Here is a 15,259-nt window from a genome sequence, read left to right on the forward strand (position 1 = left end):
GCGGCGCTCAGCGCCGCGGAATGCCGTAGCGCCGCAGGCGCATGGCAATGGCCGAATGCGAGGTCTGCAGGCGTGCGGCCAGCTGGCGGCTGGACGGATACTGCGGATAGAGCCGTTCCAGCAGCGCCGCCTCGTAGCCCTGGACGGCGGCTTCCAGGGTGCTGACCTCGGTTTCCACCTGCCCAGCCATTGCAGTACCGGCCAGATCCAGGTCCTCGACATCGATCTGGCCGCTTTCACTGATGGCGGCGGCGCGAAAGAGGATGTTCTGCAACTGGCGAACGTTGCCTGGCCAGGCGTTACCCAGCAGCACACCGTAGGTGGCCGGTGCCAGGCGGCACGGCGGCCGGCCGATCTGGGCACAGGCCTGCTGCAGGAAGTGTCGTGCCAGCAGCAGGATGTCCTGGCCGCGCTCGCGCAGCGCCGGGACCTGCAGGCTGAGCACATTGAGACGATAGAAGAGGTCTTCGCGAAAGCTTCCTGCGGCCACCATGGCCTGCAGGTCGCGGTGAGTCGCAGCCAGGATGCGTACGTTGACCTGGCTCTCGTGGGCCCCACCGACGCGGCGGAAGGTGCCGTCGGAAAGAAACCGCAGCAGCTTGGCCTGCAGATAGGGCGACATCTCGCCGACCTCGTCGAGAAACACCGTGCCCTGGTCGGCCAGCTCCAGCAGACCCGGCTTGCCGCCACGCTGCGCACCGGTGAAGGCGCCCGGGGCATAGCCGAACAGTTCGCTCTCGGCCAGGCTCTCGGGCAGGGCGGCGCAGTTCAACGCGAGGAAGGGCGCATCGCGCCGGGCACTGGCGGCATGACAGGCCCGCGCGACGAGCTCCTTGCCAGTGCCGGTCTCACCCAGGATCAACAGCGGGGCCTCCAGGGCCGCCAGGCGCTGGGCGCGGGCCTTGAGCGTACGGATCGCCGCGCAATCGCCCAGCAGGGAATCGAAGCCCTCGGGAGTGTCATGGCGTAGCGCTGACAGCCGACCGCCGATGCGGCTGGGTGCATAGAGCGTCAGGAGCCCCCCGGCTAGCCCACCTACCGGCTCGCCGATGGGGGTGGCGTCCAGCAACAGGGCCTGGCCGCGCAGTACCACCTCGCGCAGGGGCAGACGAAAGCCCTGGGCCAGCAGCTCGGCTGGCAGCTCGCTGTCATTGAAGAGGTCGGCGAGGGTCGTGCCGGCACCCTCGCCGGCCAGCGCGGCGAAGGCCGGATTGGCCAGCAGGATGCGGCCTTCGCCGTCCACCGCCAGCACCGGATCGGCCATGGCGGCAAGCAGGGCATCGAGCTGCAGGCTGCGACGCTGGCCGGGCAGGATGTCCACCACCCGGACCGCCTCGACCCCCACCACGGTCAGCAGGGCGGCGCGCAATTCCTCCAACACCGCCGCGCTCAGGGTCGGCGCGTCGATGTAGACGTTGGGCGGCACCATCTCCACGGCATCGAGGTTCAGATTGCGGGCACCGAGCAACGCCAGGACTTCCTGGGTGATGCCGACCCGATCGATGAAGGAGACATGGATACGCATGGAAACCGCAGGGTCTGAAAGCGAAAGGCTAATGCTACCCAAATGCTCGGGGTAGAATCACTTCTCATTTACCGAGGCGGGACCGCCATGACCACCAAAGACCCCCTTCTTCTCGATCAGCAGCTTTGCTTCGCGCTGTACTCGACCTCCCTGGCCATGACCAAGGTGTACAAGCCGCTGCTCGAAGAGGTGGGCCTGACCTACCCGCAGTACCTGATGATGCTGGTGCTCTGGGAAAACGATCACCTGCCACTCAAGGAGCTGGCGCGCCGTCTGCACCAGGACTCTGGCGCCCTGACCCCGGTGCTCAAGCGCCTGGAGGCCGAGGGCTACGTGACCCGGCAACGCAATGCCGAAGACGAACGCAACCTGTCCATCGAACTCACCGAGGGCGGCCGTGCCCTGCGAGAGCGGGCACGGGAGATCAACGGCACCATCAGCGGCTACTGTGCGCTGGGAGATGCCCAGATGTCCGAGCTGCGCGAACACCTGATGGCACTGCGCGCCAAGCTGACGCGCTAACCGGCTCAGTGCCACTGGTCGCCTGCTCCCGAAAATATATTTGCGCGATAACAGGTATCGCGATAACTTAAGTCCATACCTTGTCGGTTCTCACGGTCAACGTCCGGCCAAACAGTTATCGCAATACCTAAAACAGGAGCACGCCATGAACATCCTCTATACCGCGTCCGCAACCAGCACCGGTGGCCGTGACGGCCGTTCCATCAGCAGCGACAAGGCCCTGGACGTGCAGCTGTCCACGCCCAAGGAGCTGGGCGGCGCCGGTGGTGCCGGCACCAACCCCGAGCAACTGTTCGCCGCCGGCTACTCGGCCTGCTTCATCGGCGCGCTCAAGTTCGTGGGCGCCAAGGAAAAGATCGCCGTACCGGCTGACGTCAGCGTGACCGCCCAGGTCGGCATAGGCCCGATCCCCACCGGCTTCGCCCTGGATGTCGAGCTGACCATCAGCCTGCCAGGCCTGGAGCGCGCGGTGGCCGAGGACCTGGTCGAGAAAGCCCACCAGGTGTGCCCCTACTCCAATGCCACCCGCGGCAACGTGGACGTGCGTCTGACCCTGGCCTGACACCAGGGAACGTCCAAGGGCGCGCCTCCTCGGGGACGCGCCCTTTTCTATGGCTGGCCCGTCAGGCCCGCGAAGCGTTCCGCCAGCCAGCCATGCAGTTGCCGGACCGCCGGCGAGAACTGGCGCCGGTGTGGACAGAACAGCTGCAACGGCAGGGGTTCGCCAGGCTGGTCGGGCAGCACCCGCACCAGCCGCCCGGTCTCGAGATCGTCGCGCATGTCCAGCCAGGACTTGTAGACGATGCCCTCCCCGGCCACCGCCCAGCGCCGCACCACCTCGGCATCATCGCTCTGCAGCGGCCCGCTGACGCCGACTTGCCGCTGGCCACCCTCGGCCAGCGGAAAGCTCCATTTGTCATAGGTGCGACCGTGCAGCTGGTAGAGCAGGCAGGCATGCTCGACCAGGTCATCCAGGCGGCGTGGCGTGCCATGGCGCGCCAGGTAGGCCGGCGCCGCGGCCAGCAGCCGGTGATTGTCGGGCGCCAGTGGCAGGGCGACCAGGCTGTCGTCCTGGCTGCGGCCATAGCGGATGGCGATATCCACCGGATCGCGATAGACATCGGCCTGCTGGTCCGAGACGTAGAGCCTGAGGGTCAGGCCGGGATGCCGCTGGCGAAATTCCGCCAGCCAGGGCAGCAAGAGATTGCGCCCCAGATCCGAAGGCGCCGCCACCTGCAGCACGCCGCGCAGCTCGGGGCTTTCCCCCTGCAGCCGCTCACGTCCTTCGCGCAAGGTCTCCAGCACCTCCCGGGCATAGGGCAGATAGGCCTCGCCCTCGGCGGTGGGCCTCAGACTGCGCGTCGAGCGAGCGAACAGGCGAATGCCCAGCTCCCGCTCCAGCCGCCCGATGGCGGCACTCACCTGACCTGGCAAGAGGTCTGCCTCGCGGGCGGCGCGGGAAAAGCTGCCCAGGGCGGCGGAGCGCACGAAGAGGCCGAGGTCGTCGAAGCGGATCATTTTCTTTCCTGCAGTGAAGGTGCTATCCGATTCTGCCGCTTTTTCCGACCGACAATGAAGACGACCATGGCCTCACGTTTCTCATCGTACAAAGGAATCCGCTCATGAAAGCCATCATCCACGGTGACGCCACCCTGCCCGCCAGCGATCCCCGCGCCCTGCAGGACGCCGTGCTGCCCGATCCCACGCCCGAGGCCCATGACCTGCTGGTAGAAGTCCGTGCCGTGTCGGTCAATCCGGTGGATACCAAGGTGCGCCAGGGCCTGGTGCAGCGCGACTCCAAGGTGCTGGGCTGGGACGTCTCCGGCGTGGTTCGCGCCGTGGGCAGCGCCGTCAGCCGCTTCGCCGTGGGTGACGAGGTCTACTATGCCGGCGAGCTGTTCCGCCCCGGCTGCAACAGCGAACTGCACCTGGTGGACGAACACCTGGCCGGGCACAAGCCCAGGAGCCTCGACCACGCCCAGGCCGCGGCGCTGCCGCTGACCGCCATCACCGCCTGGGAACTGCTGTTCGACCGTCTCGGCGCGACCGAAGGCGGCGGCGCCGGCCAGCAGCTGCTGGTGATGGGCGCGGCGGGCGGCGTCGGTTCCGTGCTGGTGCAACTGGCCCGCCAGCTCACCGAGCTGACCGTGATCGGTACCGCCTCGCGCCAGGAAACCCAGGACTGGGTGCGCCAGCTGGGTGCCCATCACGTCATCGATCATCACCAGCCGCTGCGGCCCCAGCTCGAAGCCCTGGGCCTGGACGGCGTGACCCTGGTGGCCAGCCTCACCCACACCGATGAGCACTTCACCCAGCTGGTGGACGTCCTGCGGCCCCAGGGCCGTCTCGGCGTGATCGACGATCCGGCGCAACTCGACGTGGTGCCGATGAAGGCCAAGTCGCTGTCGCTGCACTGGGAACTGATGTTCACCCGCTCGCTGTTCCAGACCCCGGACAAGGTGCGCCAGCACGAGATCCTCGAACGCGTGGCCGAGCTGATCGACCAGGGCACCCTCAAGACCACCCTGGGTGAACACCTGGGTCGTATCGATGCGGCCAACCTGCGCCGCGCCCATGCCCAGCTGGAAAGCCACCAGGCCCGCGGCAAGCTCGTACTGGAGGGCTTCTGATGGCCAGGCTCTCCGCCCTGACCCTCGCCGTCGCTCTGGCGATGGGTAGCCTGACCGCCCAGGCGGCGCCGCTGCCGCAGAAGCGCACGCTCGGCCAGCTGGAGCAGGTCTTCGCCTTCCGCGACGCCATGCCCACCGGGGTCACCGTCAGCGAGACCGGCCGGATCTTCGTCAACTATCCGCGCTGGGGCGACGAGGTGCCCTTCACCGTCGCCGAACTCAAGGACGGCAAGGCCATCCCCTACCCGGACGCCGCGCTCAACGTGGAAACCCCCGGCCAGCCGGGCAAGGGCTTCATCAGTGTGCAGAGCGTGGTCGCCGATGGTCGCGGGCACCTCTGGGTGCTGGACACCGCCGCCCCCGGCTTCGCTCCGCCCAAGGCCGGTGGCGTCAAGCTGGTGGCCATCGACCTCAAGACCAACAAGGTCGCCAGGACCCTGGTCTTCCCCGCCTCGGTGCTCGAACCCAACAGCTACGTCAACGATGTGCGCTTCGACTTTCGCGTCGGTCGCGCCGGGGTGGCCTATGTCACCGATTCGGCACCTCCAGGCGGGCTGATCATCCTCGACCTCGCCACCGGTCAGGCGCAGCGCCGCCTGACCGGTGCGCCCCAGGCCAATGTCGATCCCAGCTTCGTGCCGGTGGTGGAAGGCGAGCCGCTGCTGATGCAGCGTCCCGATGGCAGCAAGGTCCGCCCGGCCATCGCCAGCGATGGCATCGCCCTGTCGCCGGACGGCGGCACCCTCTACTTCAGCCCGCTGTCCAGTCGGCACCTCTATGCCGTGCCCACCGCCCTGCTGCGCGACCCCAGCGCCAGCGAGGCCCAGGTGCGCGCCGGGGTGCAGGATCTCGGCGAGAAAGGCGCTTCCGACGGCCTCGAAGCCGATGCCCAGGGCCGCGTCTATGCCGGTGACTACGAGCACAATGCCGTGCGCCAGCGCCAGGCCGATGGCAGCTGGAAGACCCTGGTCCACGATCCGCGCGTGCTCTGGCCCGATACCTTCAGCATCGGCCCGGACGGCTATCTCTATTTCACCGCCAACCAGCTCCATCGCCAGGCCCAGTTCCACGGTGGCCAGGACCTGCGCGAGAAGCCCTACAGCCTGTTCCGCGTCAAGATCGACGCCCAGCCTGCCCCCACCCACTGATCCGATCAGGAGTTATCCATGCAGCTGTCCCAGATCGCCCGTACCCGTTACACCACCAAGGCCTTCGACGGCTCCCGCAGCATCCCGGCCGAACAGGTCGAAGAACTGCTGGAGCTGCTGCGACAAGCGCCTTCCTCGGTCAACTCCCAGCCCTGGCACTTCGTGGTCGCCGCCAGCGCCGAGGCCAAGGCGCGCATCGCCCGTGGCATGCAGAGCCCCTACAACGAACCCAAGGTGTTGCCGGCCTCCCACGTCATCGTGCTCTGCACCCGCCTGGAGATGACCGAAGGCCATCTGGCCCAGGTGCTGGAGCAGGAAGCCCAGGACGGCCGCTTCGCCAAGCCCGAAGCACGCGCCACCCAGGACGGTACCCGCCGTCACTTCGTCGACCTGCATCGTCATGAGCGCCAGGATGTGCAGCACTGGATGGAGAAGCAGACCTACCTGGCGCTAGGCACCCTACTGCTCGGCGCTGCCGCGCTGGGCATCGATGCCACCCCCATGGAAGGCTTCGACGCCAACAGCCTGGACCAGGAACTGGGCCTGCGCGAACAGGGTTACACCGCGCTGGTGGTAGTCGGCCTGGGCTATCGTGGCGAAAGTGATTTCAACGCCGCTCTGCCCAAGTCGCGCCTGACCCGCGAGCAGGTCTTCACCTTCCTCGATTGAAGCCGAGGCAGTCTGGTAACTGTCAGGAGAGGGCGCCAGCACAGGCGTCCCTCACCTGGCACACTACCCGCCAAGGCAGGGATCTCAACCGCGGCTGTATTCATGGCGAGCGAACCAGCTGGCTTACGCAGCGACTGAACTCATTCATCGTGAACGGCTTGGACAGCAACAGCGCCTGGCTTGGCAGGCCCTCTTCGAACAGCGGGCCGGCAAAGCCGCTGACGAACAGCACCCGGAGCTGGGGATCCAAGGCGATCAATTGGCTGTACAGGACCTTGCCGGTCATTCCACCCGCCAAGCCGATGTCGGTCACCAACACCTGGATATCCGGCGACGCCTTGAACCTGGCGAGCGCCGAGGCACCATCTGCCGCCTCCATCACCTGGTAACCAAGCTCTTTCAGGGCGGCCGCCATGGTCTTGCGAACCACCGGCTCGTCATCGACCACCAGGACCCGTTCGCCATTACCGGTAGGGCAGGCATCGGGCTCGGCACTGGCCAACTCATCGATTTGTTCGATGCCCTTGCTGCCCCTGGGGAAAAACAGGCTGACAGAGGTGCCTGCGCCCAGCTGACTATGCACCCGGATCTGCCCGCCGGACTGCTCCATGAAGCCAAAGACCATGGACAGACCTAGCCCGGTGCCTTCCCCCAGTGGCTTGGTCGTGAAGAAGGGTTCGAAGACCCGCGCCACGGTGTCCGGCGACATGCCGATACCGGTATCGGTCAGGCTGATCTTGAGATAGTCGCCTATTGGCAGATCCCTCAGCTCGCCGTAGTGGGGCTCGACTGACACCCGTTTCGTTTCAAGGGTCAGTACCCCGCCGTCCGGCATCGCATCGCGTGCATTGATGGCGAGATTCAGCAGCGCATTTTCGAGCTGGTTGGGATCGCAATGGATGACGCCCGTGTCTCCGATCAGGATTTCAAAACGGATCCCGGGCCCGACCGTGCGCCGGATCAGATCCTCCAGTTCGCTGACCAGCAGACTGGCTTGCAGGTTCTTTGGCTCGAGGCGCTGCTGACGAGAAAAGGCCAGAAGCCGGTGCGTAAGGCCTGCGGCGCGATTCGCAGAGGTCAAGGCCAGGATGATGTAGCGGTCCAGATCATCCAAACGGCCTCTGGCGATACGTAGCTGCAGTAATTCCAGACTGGAAATCACCCCGGCCAACATGTTGTTGAAGTCATGCGCGATCCCGCCCGTGAGCTGGCCGACCGCTTCCATCTTCTGGCTCTGGCGCAGCTTCTCCTCCGTGACCGCCCGCTCTGCTTGCTCCTGCTCCAACGCCGCGGTGCGGTCACGTACCCGCTCTTCCAGCGTCTCGTTCCAATGGACCAGCGCCGACTCGAGATCCATTCGCTCCTGAATATCTTCGATGGTGCCGTACCAGCGCTGACGCTGGCCCTGTTCGTCCGTTTGAGCGAAGGCCCTGACGCGGTACCAGCCGTAGCCGCCGCTGGCCGTCTGGAGACAGGTTCGAATATCGTAGGCGGCGCCAGTTGCCAGGGAGTGTCGCCAGGCCTGCTGCATACGCTCCCGGTAGTCAGGATGAGGCACCTGCAACCAGCCTTCGCCCAACAGCTCCTCACGAGAGCGGCCGGTAAGCGTCAGCCAGCGGTCATCGAAGGAATCGATGAATCCTTGCGCATCGGCTGTCCAGGGAATCTGCGGATTGAGGACGGTCGCGGCGCAATACTGGGCCTCGCGCTCACGCAACTCGGCTTCGGAATGCTCGAGCGCCTGGACTTTATTGAGGCGATCCACGGTCGCCCCCAGCAGGTTGGCGTAGGTCCGCAGGAAGTCGATGTCGTCTGGTGAGAATTCGCGCTCGACGGGGCTATCCACCTCCAGCAAGCCAAAGGGCGGCTGGCCTTCCGGCCCCAGGATGATGACGTTCACCAGCGCCCGCACGCCGTGATCCTTCAAGAACTGCGGGTAATCGAAACGATCCTCGGTGGTGATGTCCGTCGATACCACCGGCTCACCCGTTTGTAGCGCGAAACCTTCGGACGAACGCTCTTTAGCAGGCACGAGTTCGTGCCCGACTACGCCGGGTTTCCAACCGACGCCACTGCGGACAAGTAGATTCCTACCATCGGCCTGGAGCTCCATGACCTTCGCCAGCGGTGTATCCAGTGCCTCACTGACGAGGTAACAGGCTTGATGGAGGATTTCATCAAGGTCGTTTCCCTTGAGTGCAAGCTCTCCAAACTTTGCCAGTGCCGTTCGTTGACGAAGGAGTACGTGCACAGAAGACATCAGTAACCGATCCTTGCCTGACAAGGGCGTCGATCGAATAACGACGTACCAACCGCCAGGCTTTATGTATAAAGCTACAGGCACGGTTTCTTACGATGGGGTTCCAGCAAGGTCAGGCTTTTGCGATAAAGCGCCTGCTGCGTGGGACCGGGGAGCGGATGAAACTGGAGAGTGGTCCGTCAGGAACCGCCTCGGCGGCGGCGGTGCGAGAGCGCGCACCGCCGTACCAACCGCGACGTTGAAAAGACCTCGACCGCCTTAACCCTTCAGATCCGCCAGGATCGAGAACGCCCGCAAGCGATCCGCCTGCTCGTAGACGTCGCACGTAAAGATCAGCTCGTCGGCGTCGGTCTTCTCCAGCAGCAGCTCCAGGCGCTCACGGACCTTGTCCGGGCCACCGATCACTGCCATGCCGAGGAAGCTCGATACCGACTCCTTCTCGTGCGGCAACCAGACGCCCTCCATGCTGCGCACCGGCGGTTGCAGGCGCAGGCTGTCACCGCGGAATAGGGCCAGGATGCGCTGGTAGACGGTGGTGGCCAGGTAGTTGGCCTCATCGTCGCTGTCGGCGGCCACCAGGGGCACGCCGAGCATCACGTAGGGCCGGTCGAGGACCTTGGATGGCTTGAAGTTTTCGCGGTACAGGCGGATCGCCTCGTGCACGTAGCGCGGCGCGAAATGCGACGCGAAGGCATAGGGCAAGCCCTTGGCCGCGGCCAGCTGGGCACTAAACAGGCTCGAACCCAGCAGCCAGATCGGCACCTCGGTACCTGCCCCAGGCATAGCGATCACGCCCTGCCCCGGTTGCTGTGGCCCGAAGTAATGCTGCAGCTCCTCCACGTCCCGCGGAAAGTCGTCGGAACTGCCCAGGCGATCACGGCGCAGGGCATAGGCGGTGCGCTGATCCGAACCCGGTGCGCGACCCAGACCGAGTTCGATACGGCCCGGATACAACGAGGCCAGGGTGCCGAACTGCTCGGCCACCACCAGCGGCGCGTGGTTGGGCAGCATGATCCCACCTGAACCCAGGCGCAGGGTGCTGGTGCCACCGGCCAGATAGCCCAGCAGCACGGCGGTCGCCGAGCTGGCGATGCCGTCCATGTTGTGGTGTTCGGCGACCCAGTAGCGGGAGAACCCGAGCTGTTCGACATGGCGCGCCAGGTCCAGCGCGTTGTGCAGCGCCTGGGCGGCGTCGCCATCGTCGCGGATGGGAGCGAGGTCAAGGACCGATAGGGCGGTCTTAGAAAGACGGGTCATCAGGGATCTCCTCGGCGGCCTGATCGTAGGCCGCCCTGTGGCGCTGAATGAGAGGCTGCTTCGCGGCGGCCCAGGCGGCCAGGGCACCCACTGGCACCATCAGGCTCTGGCCCAGGGCGGTGAGCGCGTATTCCACCTGGGGCGGCTTGGTCGGGGTCACCGTGCGGGACACCAGGCCGTCGCGCTCCAGCTGACGCAAGGTCACGCTGAGCATGCGCTGGGAAATGCCGTCGACCCGACGACGCAACTCATTGAAGCGCAACGGGCCGGCTTCCAGGGTGAAGAGCGTGAGCAAGGACCAGGCATCACCGATCCGATCCAGCACGTCCCTGATCGGACAGGCATGGGCATGCAGGCGGCGGCGACTGGAGATACGACTGACCACGGCGTCCATGGCGATCCTCGAAGCAGAACTGACTCCAGCCTACGCCTTCTGGGCGGTTATTAAAAGTAACCACCTGTCGCGGCTGGTACTGCTGCTCCGGCCAAGGCACAATCCAGGAGGTCGTGATCGTTTTTATTGATTGAACGTTCAATAAAAAATAGTTACCCTCGGAAGCTCTTTCCTCTGTTCAGGAGATGCTCCGTGCCCAAGGTCGGGATGCAGCCCATCCGCCGTTCGCAGCTCATCGCCGCGACCCTCGAAGCCGTCGACGAAGTTGGCATGGGCGACGCCAGTATCGCCTTCATCGCCCGCAAGGCCGGTGTCTCCAACGGCATCATCAGCCACTACTTCCAAGACAAGAACGGCCTGCTCGAAGCCACCATGCGGCATCTGATGAATGCCCTGCGCCAGGCCGTGCGCGAGCGCCGCGCGGCGCTGCCCGGGGACGATCCCGCCGCCAACCTGCGCGCCATCATCCAGGGCAACTTCGATGACACCCAGGTCAGCGGACCAGCCATGAAGACCTGGCTGGCCTTCTGGGCCACCAGCATGCACCAGCCCAACCTGCGCCGCCTGCAGCGCATCAACGACCTGCGCCTGTATTCCAACCTCTGCTGGCAATTCCGGCGCCTGCTGCCGCGCGACCAGGCTCGCGCCGCCGCTCGCGGCCTGGCCGCCATCATCGACGGCCTCTGGCTGCGCGGCGCCCTCTCCGGTGACGCCTTCAACACCCAGCAGGCCCTGCAGATCGCCTACGACTACCTGGACCTGCAACTGGCCAAGGCCTGACGCTCACCTGATCGCCCCCGCCCTGCCGGTCAGCACCGACAGGGCGTCTTCAGTTGCTCCCTCCCCAACCTCCCTCCTCTCCCCCTGGCTAATCACCCGCCCCGGACCGATCCGCTCTAGGCGGCCCCTTGGCTCGTCTCGCCTCGGCCACGAATTTTTCATTGATTGAACGTTCAATAAAAATTAAGTAGACTGGATTCATCGCTGGAGCAAAGAGCCCTTCTTTCGCTCCCCCTGTGTTCCTTGCGGGTGCCACGGCGCCCGCCCCGTCTTGGGAGATCGTCCATGGCCCGTTTCGCCGAACAGCAGCTGTACATTGGTGGCCGCTACGTCGCCGCCACCGGTGGCGCCACCTTCGAAACCCTGAATCCCGCTACCGGCGAGGTGCTTGCCGTGGTGCAGAGCGCCAGCCGCGCCGACGTGGACAAGGCGGTGGCAGCCGCTGCCGAAGGCCAGAAGGTCTGGGCCGCCATGACCGCCATGCAGCGCTCGCGCATCCTGCGCAAGGCCGTGGACATCCTCCGCGCACGCAACGACGAGCTGGCGCTGCTGGAAACCCTGGACACCGGCAAGGCCCTGTCCGAGACCCAGGCCGTGGACATCGTTACCGGCGCCGACGTGCTCGAGTACTACGCCGGGCTCGTTCCCGCCCTGGAAGGCGAGCAGATCCCGCTGCGCGAGACTTCCTTCGTCTATACCCGCCGCGAACCCCTGGGCGTGGTCGCCGGCATCGGTGCCTGGAACTACCCGATCCAGATCGCCCTGTGGAAGTCCGCCCCGGCCCTGGCCGCGGGCAACGCCATGATCTTCAAGCCCAGCGAAGTCACCCCGCTGACCGCGCTGAAGCTGGCCGAGATCTACACCGAAGCCGGCCTGCCCGATGGCGTTTTCAACGTGGTCAATGGCGTCGGCCCGGAAGTCGGTGTGGCCCTGACCGAGCATCCCGGCATCGAGAAGATCTCCTTTACCGGCGGCGTCGCTACCGGCAAGAAGGTCATGGCCAGCGCCGCCGGCTCGACGCTCAAGGAAGTCACCATGGAACTGGGTGGCAAGTCGCCGCTGATCGTCTGTGACGACGCCGACCTGGATCGCGCCGCCGACATCGCCGTCATGGCCAACTTCTTCAGCTCCGGCCAGGTCTGCACCAACGGCACCCGGGTGTTCGTGCCCCAGGCGCTCAAGGCCGACTTCGAGGCCAAGGTGGTGGAGCGGGTCAAGCGCATCAAGCTGGGCGATCCCCTGGCCGCCGAGACCAACTTCGGTCCGCTGGTCAGCACCCCACACATGGAAAAGGTGCTGGGCTACATCGCCCAGGGCCAGGCCGAAGGCGCCCGCCTGCTCATTGGTGGCGAGCGCGTTACCCAGGGCGATCTGGCCGAGGGCAACTTCGTCGCCCCCACCGTCTTCACCGATTGCCGTGACGACATGGCCATTGCCCGCGAAGAGATCTTCGGCCCGGTCATGAGCATCCTCGCCTATGCCGACGAGGACGAAGTGGTGCGCCGCGCCAACGACACCGAGTACGGCCTGGCGGCCGGCGTGGTCACCCGTGACCTGGCCCGCGCCCACCGCATGATCCATCGCTTGGAAGCCGGCATCTGCTGGATCAACACCTGGGGCGAATCCCCCGCCGAGATGCCGGTGGGTGGCTACAAGCACTCCGGCGTCGGTCGCGAAAACGGCCTCACCACCCTCGGCCACTACACCCGCATCAAGTCGGTGCAGGTCGAGCTGGGCGACTACGCCTCGATCTTCTAGGCCGCTCAGGCAGCGCTTTTCTCCCCTCTCCGCTGGAGAGGGCCCGGGGCTGGGGCCAGACCCCACCCGCCGTCAGGAGGAGACTTTTTCATGGCACACGAATTCGATTACATCGTCATAGGCGCCGGCTCGGCCGGCAACGTCCTGGCCACCCGGCTGACCGAGGACAAGGACGTCAGCGTCCTGCTGCTGGAAGCCGGCGGCCCCGACTACCGCCTGGACTTCCGCACCCAGATGCCGGCCGCCCTGGCCTATCCGCTGCAGGGCAAGCAGTACAACTGGGCCTACCAGACCGAGCCCGAGCCGCACATGGACAACCGCCGGATGGAATGCGGCCGCGGCAAGGGCCTGGGCGGCTCTTCGCTGATCAACGGCATGTGCTACATCCGCGGCAACGCCCTGGACTACGACAACTGGGCGCAACTCGATGGCCTGGACGACTGGACCTACCTCGACTGCCTGCCCTACTTCCGCAAGGCCGAGAAGCGCGATGCCGGGGCCAACGATTGGCACGGCGGTGAGGGCCCGGTGTCGGTGACTACCGCCAAGCCAGACACCAATCCCTTGTTCGAAGCCATGGTCGAAGCCGGTGTCCAGGCGGGTTATCCGCGCACCGAAGACCTCAACGGCTACCAGCAGGAAGGCTTCGGTCCGATGGACCGCTTCGTCACCCCGAACGGCCGGCGCTCCAGCACCGCCCGTGGCTATCTGGATCAAGCCAAGGGTCGCCCGAACCTGACCATCGTCACCCACGCCACCACCGATCGCATCCTCTTCGAGGGCAAGCGCGCCAATGGCGTCGCCTACATGAAGGGCGATTCGCTGGAAGCCATCACCGTGCGCGCCCGTCGTGAAGTCCTGCTCTGCGCCGGCGCCATCGCCTCGCCGCAGATCCTGCAGCGCTCCGGTGTCGGCCCCGCGCCGCTGCTGCGTCGCTTCGACATCCCTGTCGTCCACGACCTGCCCGGCGTCGGCCAGAATCTGCAAGATCACTTGGAAATGTACCTGCAGTACGAGTGCAAGCAGCCGGTGTCGCTGTACCCGGCGCTGAAGTGGTACAACCAGCCGCAGATCGGCCTGGAGTGGATGCTCAAGGGCACCGGCCTGGGCGCCAGCAACCACTTCGAGGCGGGCGGCTTCATCCGCTCCAGTGAAGAGTTCGACTGGCCCAACATCCAGTACCACTTCCTGCCGATCGCCATCAATTACAACGGCACCAATGCCATCGAGGCCCATGGCTTCCAGGCCCACGTCGGCTCCATGCGCTCGCCCAGCCGCGGCCGCATCGAACTGACCTCGCGCGATCCGCGCCAGCATCCGAGCATCCTGTTCAACTACATGAGCACTGAGCAGGACTGGCGCGAATTCCGCGACGGCATCCGCCTGACCCGCGAGATCATGCAGCAACCGGCGCTGGATCCCTATCGTGGCGAAGAGATCAACCCGGGCCGTGATTGCGTGACCGATGCCCAGTTGGACGCCTTCGTGCGCTCCCACGCCGAGACCGCCTACCACCCGTCCTGCTCCAACAAGATGGGTACCGACGACATGGCGGTGGTCGATGGCGCCGGCCGCGTGCACGGCCTGGAAGGCCTGCGCGTGGTGGATGCCTCCATCATGCCGATCATCGCGACGGGCAACCTCAATGCCCCGACCATCATGCTCGCCGAAAAGATCGCCGACAAAATCCGTGGCCGCGCTCCGCTGCCGCGCAGCAATGCCGCCTACTACGTCGCCAACGGCGCCCCGGTACGGGGTACCCCGCTGCGTGACGTCAACGGTCAGCGCGCCGCCGAGCCGGTTCCGCAGCGTCGTGACCAACCGGCGGCCTAGTAGTCCGCAGCCGGTCACGAAAAAGGGCGCCTAGGCGCCCTTTTTCATTGATCCGGTTTTAGAGGCAGTCTTTGACGGCCACGAGCACATCCCGCGGTCGCAGAGGGTTGTTGGCCATCTGTTCACGCAACGCGATGCGCGTGCCACGCGATGCGGAGCCGATATCGATGACGGCTGCCGTGGCCGGCGGCACCTTGCTGTCTACCAGCACGCGCTGCCCGCTGCCTTGGGATTGCACCTCCACATGGCGGCCACCCTTTTCCAGCTTGGCGACCAGACAGGCTCGATAGTCGTCGGCGCTCTTGCCGGTACGCAGCTCCATCGGTGGATTGCGCTCAAGGTTCGCCTGACTGGTGCAGCCAGCCAGCGCAGCGGCCAGCACGGCCAGGGTCTTCGTTCTCATCAGTGGCTCCTGCAAGCTCTTTGCCCCATTTTAGCCTCAGCTGGCTTACGCCAGCCTTAACTCGCGCACATCCTTGGTTT

Annotated in this window: 14 protein-coding genes; 8 read left to right on the forward strand and 6 right to left on the reverse strand. The window is 65.7% G+C overall.

Features of this window, described 5'->3' with window-relative positions; genetic code table 11:
- Positions 1-7 precede the first annotated feature (7 nt).
- Positions 8-1,525, reverse strand: a complete 1,518-nt coding sequence (locus tag ACUCV0_RS11295) for a sigma-54-dependent transcriptional regulator (protein WP_271653590.1) — start codon at positions 1,523-1,525, stop codon at positions 8-10.
- Between the two features lie 87 nt (positions 1,526-1,612).
- Here ACUCV0_RS11295 and ACUCV0_RS11300 point away from each other — a divergent pair, with 87 nt between their 5' ends.
- Both ACUCV0_RS11300 and ACUCV0_RS11305 read left to right on the forward strand, forming a co-directional pair.
- Complete coding sequence (locus ACUCV0_RS11300) at positions 1,613-2,047, forward strand: MarR family winged helix-turn-helix transcriptional regulator (RefSeq protein ID WP_271653589.1); 435 nt, start codon at positions 1,613-1,615, stop codon at positions 2,045-2,047.
- A 145-nt stretch (positions 2,048-2,192) separates the two neighbouring features.
- Complete coding sequence (locus ACUCV0_RS11305) at positions 2,193-2,609, forward strand: organic hydroperoxide resistance protein (RefSeq protein WP_313648377.1); 417 nt, start codon at positions 2,193-2,195, stop codon at positions 2,607-2,609.
- Between the two features lie 47 nt (positions 2,610-2,656).
- On the opposite strand, the gene ACUCV0_RS11310 is transcribed toward ACUCV0_RS11305, so the two are convergent.
- Positions 2,657-3,565, reverse strand: coding sequence for a LysR family transcriptional regulator (locus tag ACUCV0_RS11310; RefSeq protein ID WP_482212705.1), 909 nt, complete (start codon positions 3,563-3,565; stop codon positions 2,657-2,659).
- A 104-nt stretch (positions 3,566-3,669) separates the two neighbouring features.
- Between ACUCV0_RS11310 and ACUCV0_RS11315 the strand changes: the two genes are divergently transcribed.
- From ACUCV0_RS11315 to nfsB, 3 genes are read left to right on the forward strand one after another with little or no spacing between them, the layout of a single operon-like run.
- Positions 3,670-4,677 carry a zinc-binding alcohol dehydrogenase family protein gene (locus ACUCV0_RS11315; RefSeq protein ID WP_482212706.1) on the forward strand — a complete coding sequence of 336 codons (1,008 nt, stop codon included), beginning with the start codon at positions 3,670-3,672 and terminating at the stop codon, positions 4,675-4,677.
- The gene (locus tag ACUCV0_RS11320; RefSeq protein WP_482212707.1) at positions 4,677-5,825 is read left to right on the forward strand and encodes an L-dopachrome tautomerase-related protein; all 1,149 of its coding nucleotides are present in this window, start codon (positions 4,677-4,679) and stop codon (positions 5,823-5,825) included. Before ACUCV0_RS11315 ends, ACUCV0_RS11320 begins: the two co-directional genes overlap by 1 nt.
- A gap of 18 nt (positions 5,826-5,843) precedes the next feature.
- Positions 5,844-6,494, forward strand: a complete 651-nt coding sequence (nfsB, locus tag ACUCV0_RS11325) for an oxygen-insensitive NAD(P)H nitroreductase (RefSeq protein ID WP_271653584.1) — start codon at positions 5,844-5,846, stop codon at positions 6,492-6,494.
- Between the two features lie 100 nt (positions 6,495-6,594).
- On the opposite strand, the gene ACUCV0_RS11330 is transcribed toward nfsB, so the two are convergent.
- The 3 genes from ACUCV0_RS11330 to ACUCV0_RS11340 form a co-directional block, all read right to left on the reverse strand.
- A complete protein-coding gene (locus ACUCV0_RS11330) occupies positions 6,595-8,754 on the reverse strand; it encodes an ATP-binding protein (protein ID WP_482212708.1) in 2,160 nt (719 codons plus the stop codon).
- A gap of 258 nt (positions 8,755-9,012) precedes the next feature.
- A complete protein-coding gene (locus ACUCV0_RS11335) occupies positions 9,013-10,011 on the reverse strand; it encodes an LLM class flavin-dependent oxidoreductase (protein ID WP_271653582.1) in 999 nt (332 codons plus the stop codon).
- A complete protein-coding gene (locus tag ACUCV0_RS11340) occupies positions 9,995-10,405 on the reverse strand; it encodes a winged helix-turn-helix transcriptional regulator (RefSeq protein ID WP_482212709.1) in 411 nt (136 codons plus the stop codon). The genes ACUCV0_RS11335 and ACUCV0_RS11340 overlap by 17 nt, the downstream gene beginning before the upstream one ends.
- Positions 10,406-10,597: 192 nt before the next feature.
- Between ACUCV0_RS11340 and betI the strand changes: the two genes are divergently transcribed.
- The 3 genes from betI (at position 10,598) to betA (ending at position 14,776) form a co-directional block, all read left to right on the forward strand.
- Positions 10,598-11,185: a transcriptional regulator BetI gene (gene betI / locus ACUCV0_RS11345; protein ID WP_059313127.1), complete on the forward strand. Its 588-nt coding sequence runs from the start codon at positions 10,598-10,600 to the stop codon at positions 11,183-11,185.
- A gap of 285 nt (positions 11,186-11,470) precedes the next feature.
- Entirely contained in the window at positions 11,471-12,943 is a 1,473-nt protein-coding gene (gene betB / locus ACUCV0_RS11350; protein WP_482212710.1) for a betaine-aldehyde dehydrogenase, read from the forward strand.
- A 90-nt stretch (positions 12,944-13,033) separates the two neighbouring features.
- Entirely contained in the window at positions 13,034-14,776 is a 1,743-nt protein-coding gene (gene betA / locus ACUCV0_RS11355; protein WP_482212711.1) for a choline dehydrogenase, read from the forward strand.
- Between the two features lie 58 nt (positions 14,777-14,834).
- Here betA and ACUCV0_RS11360 read toward each other — a convergent pair whose 3' ends face one another.
- Positions 14,835-15,179 (reverse strand): hypothetical protein, encoded by a 345-nt coding sequence (locus ACUCV0_RS11360; protein WP_059313124.1) that lies wholly within the window; start codon positions 15,177-15,179, stop codon positions 14,835-14,837.
- Positions 15,180-15,259: the final 80 nt, after the last annotated feature.

Source organism: Pseudomonas sp. VMV1 (assembly GCF_056790235.1).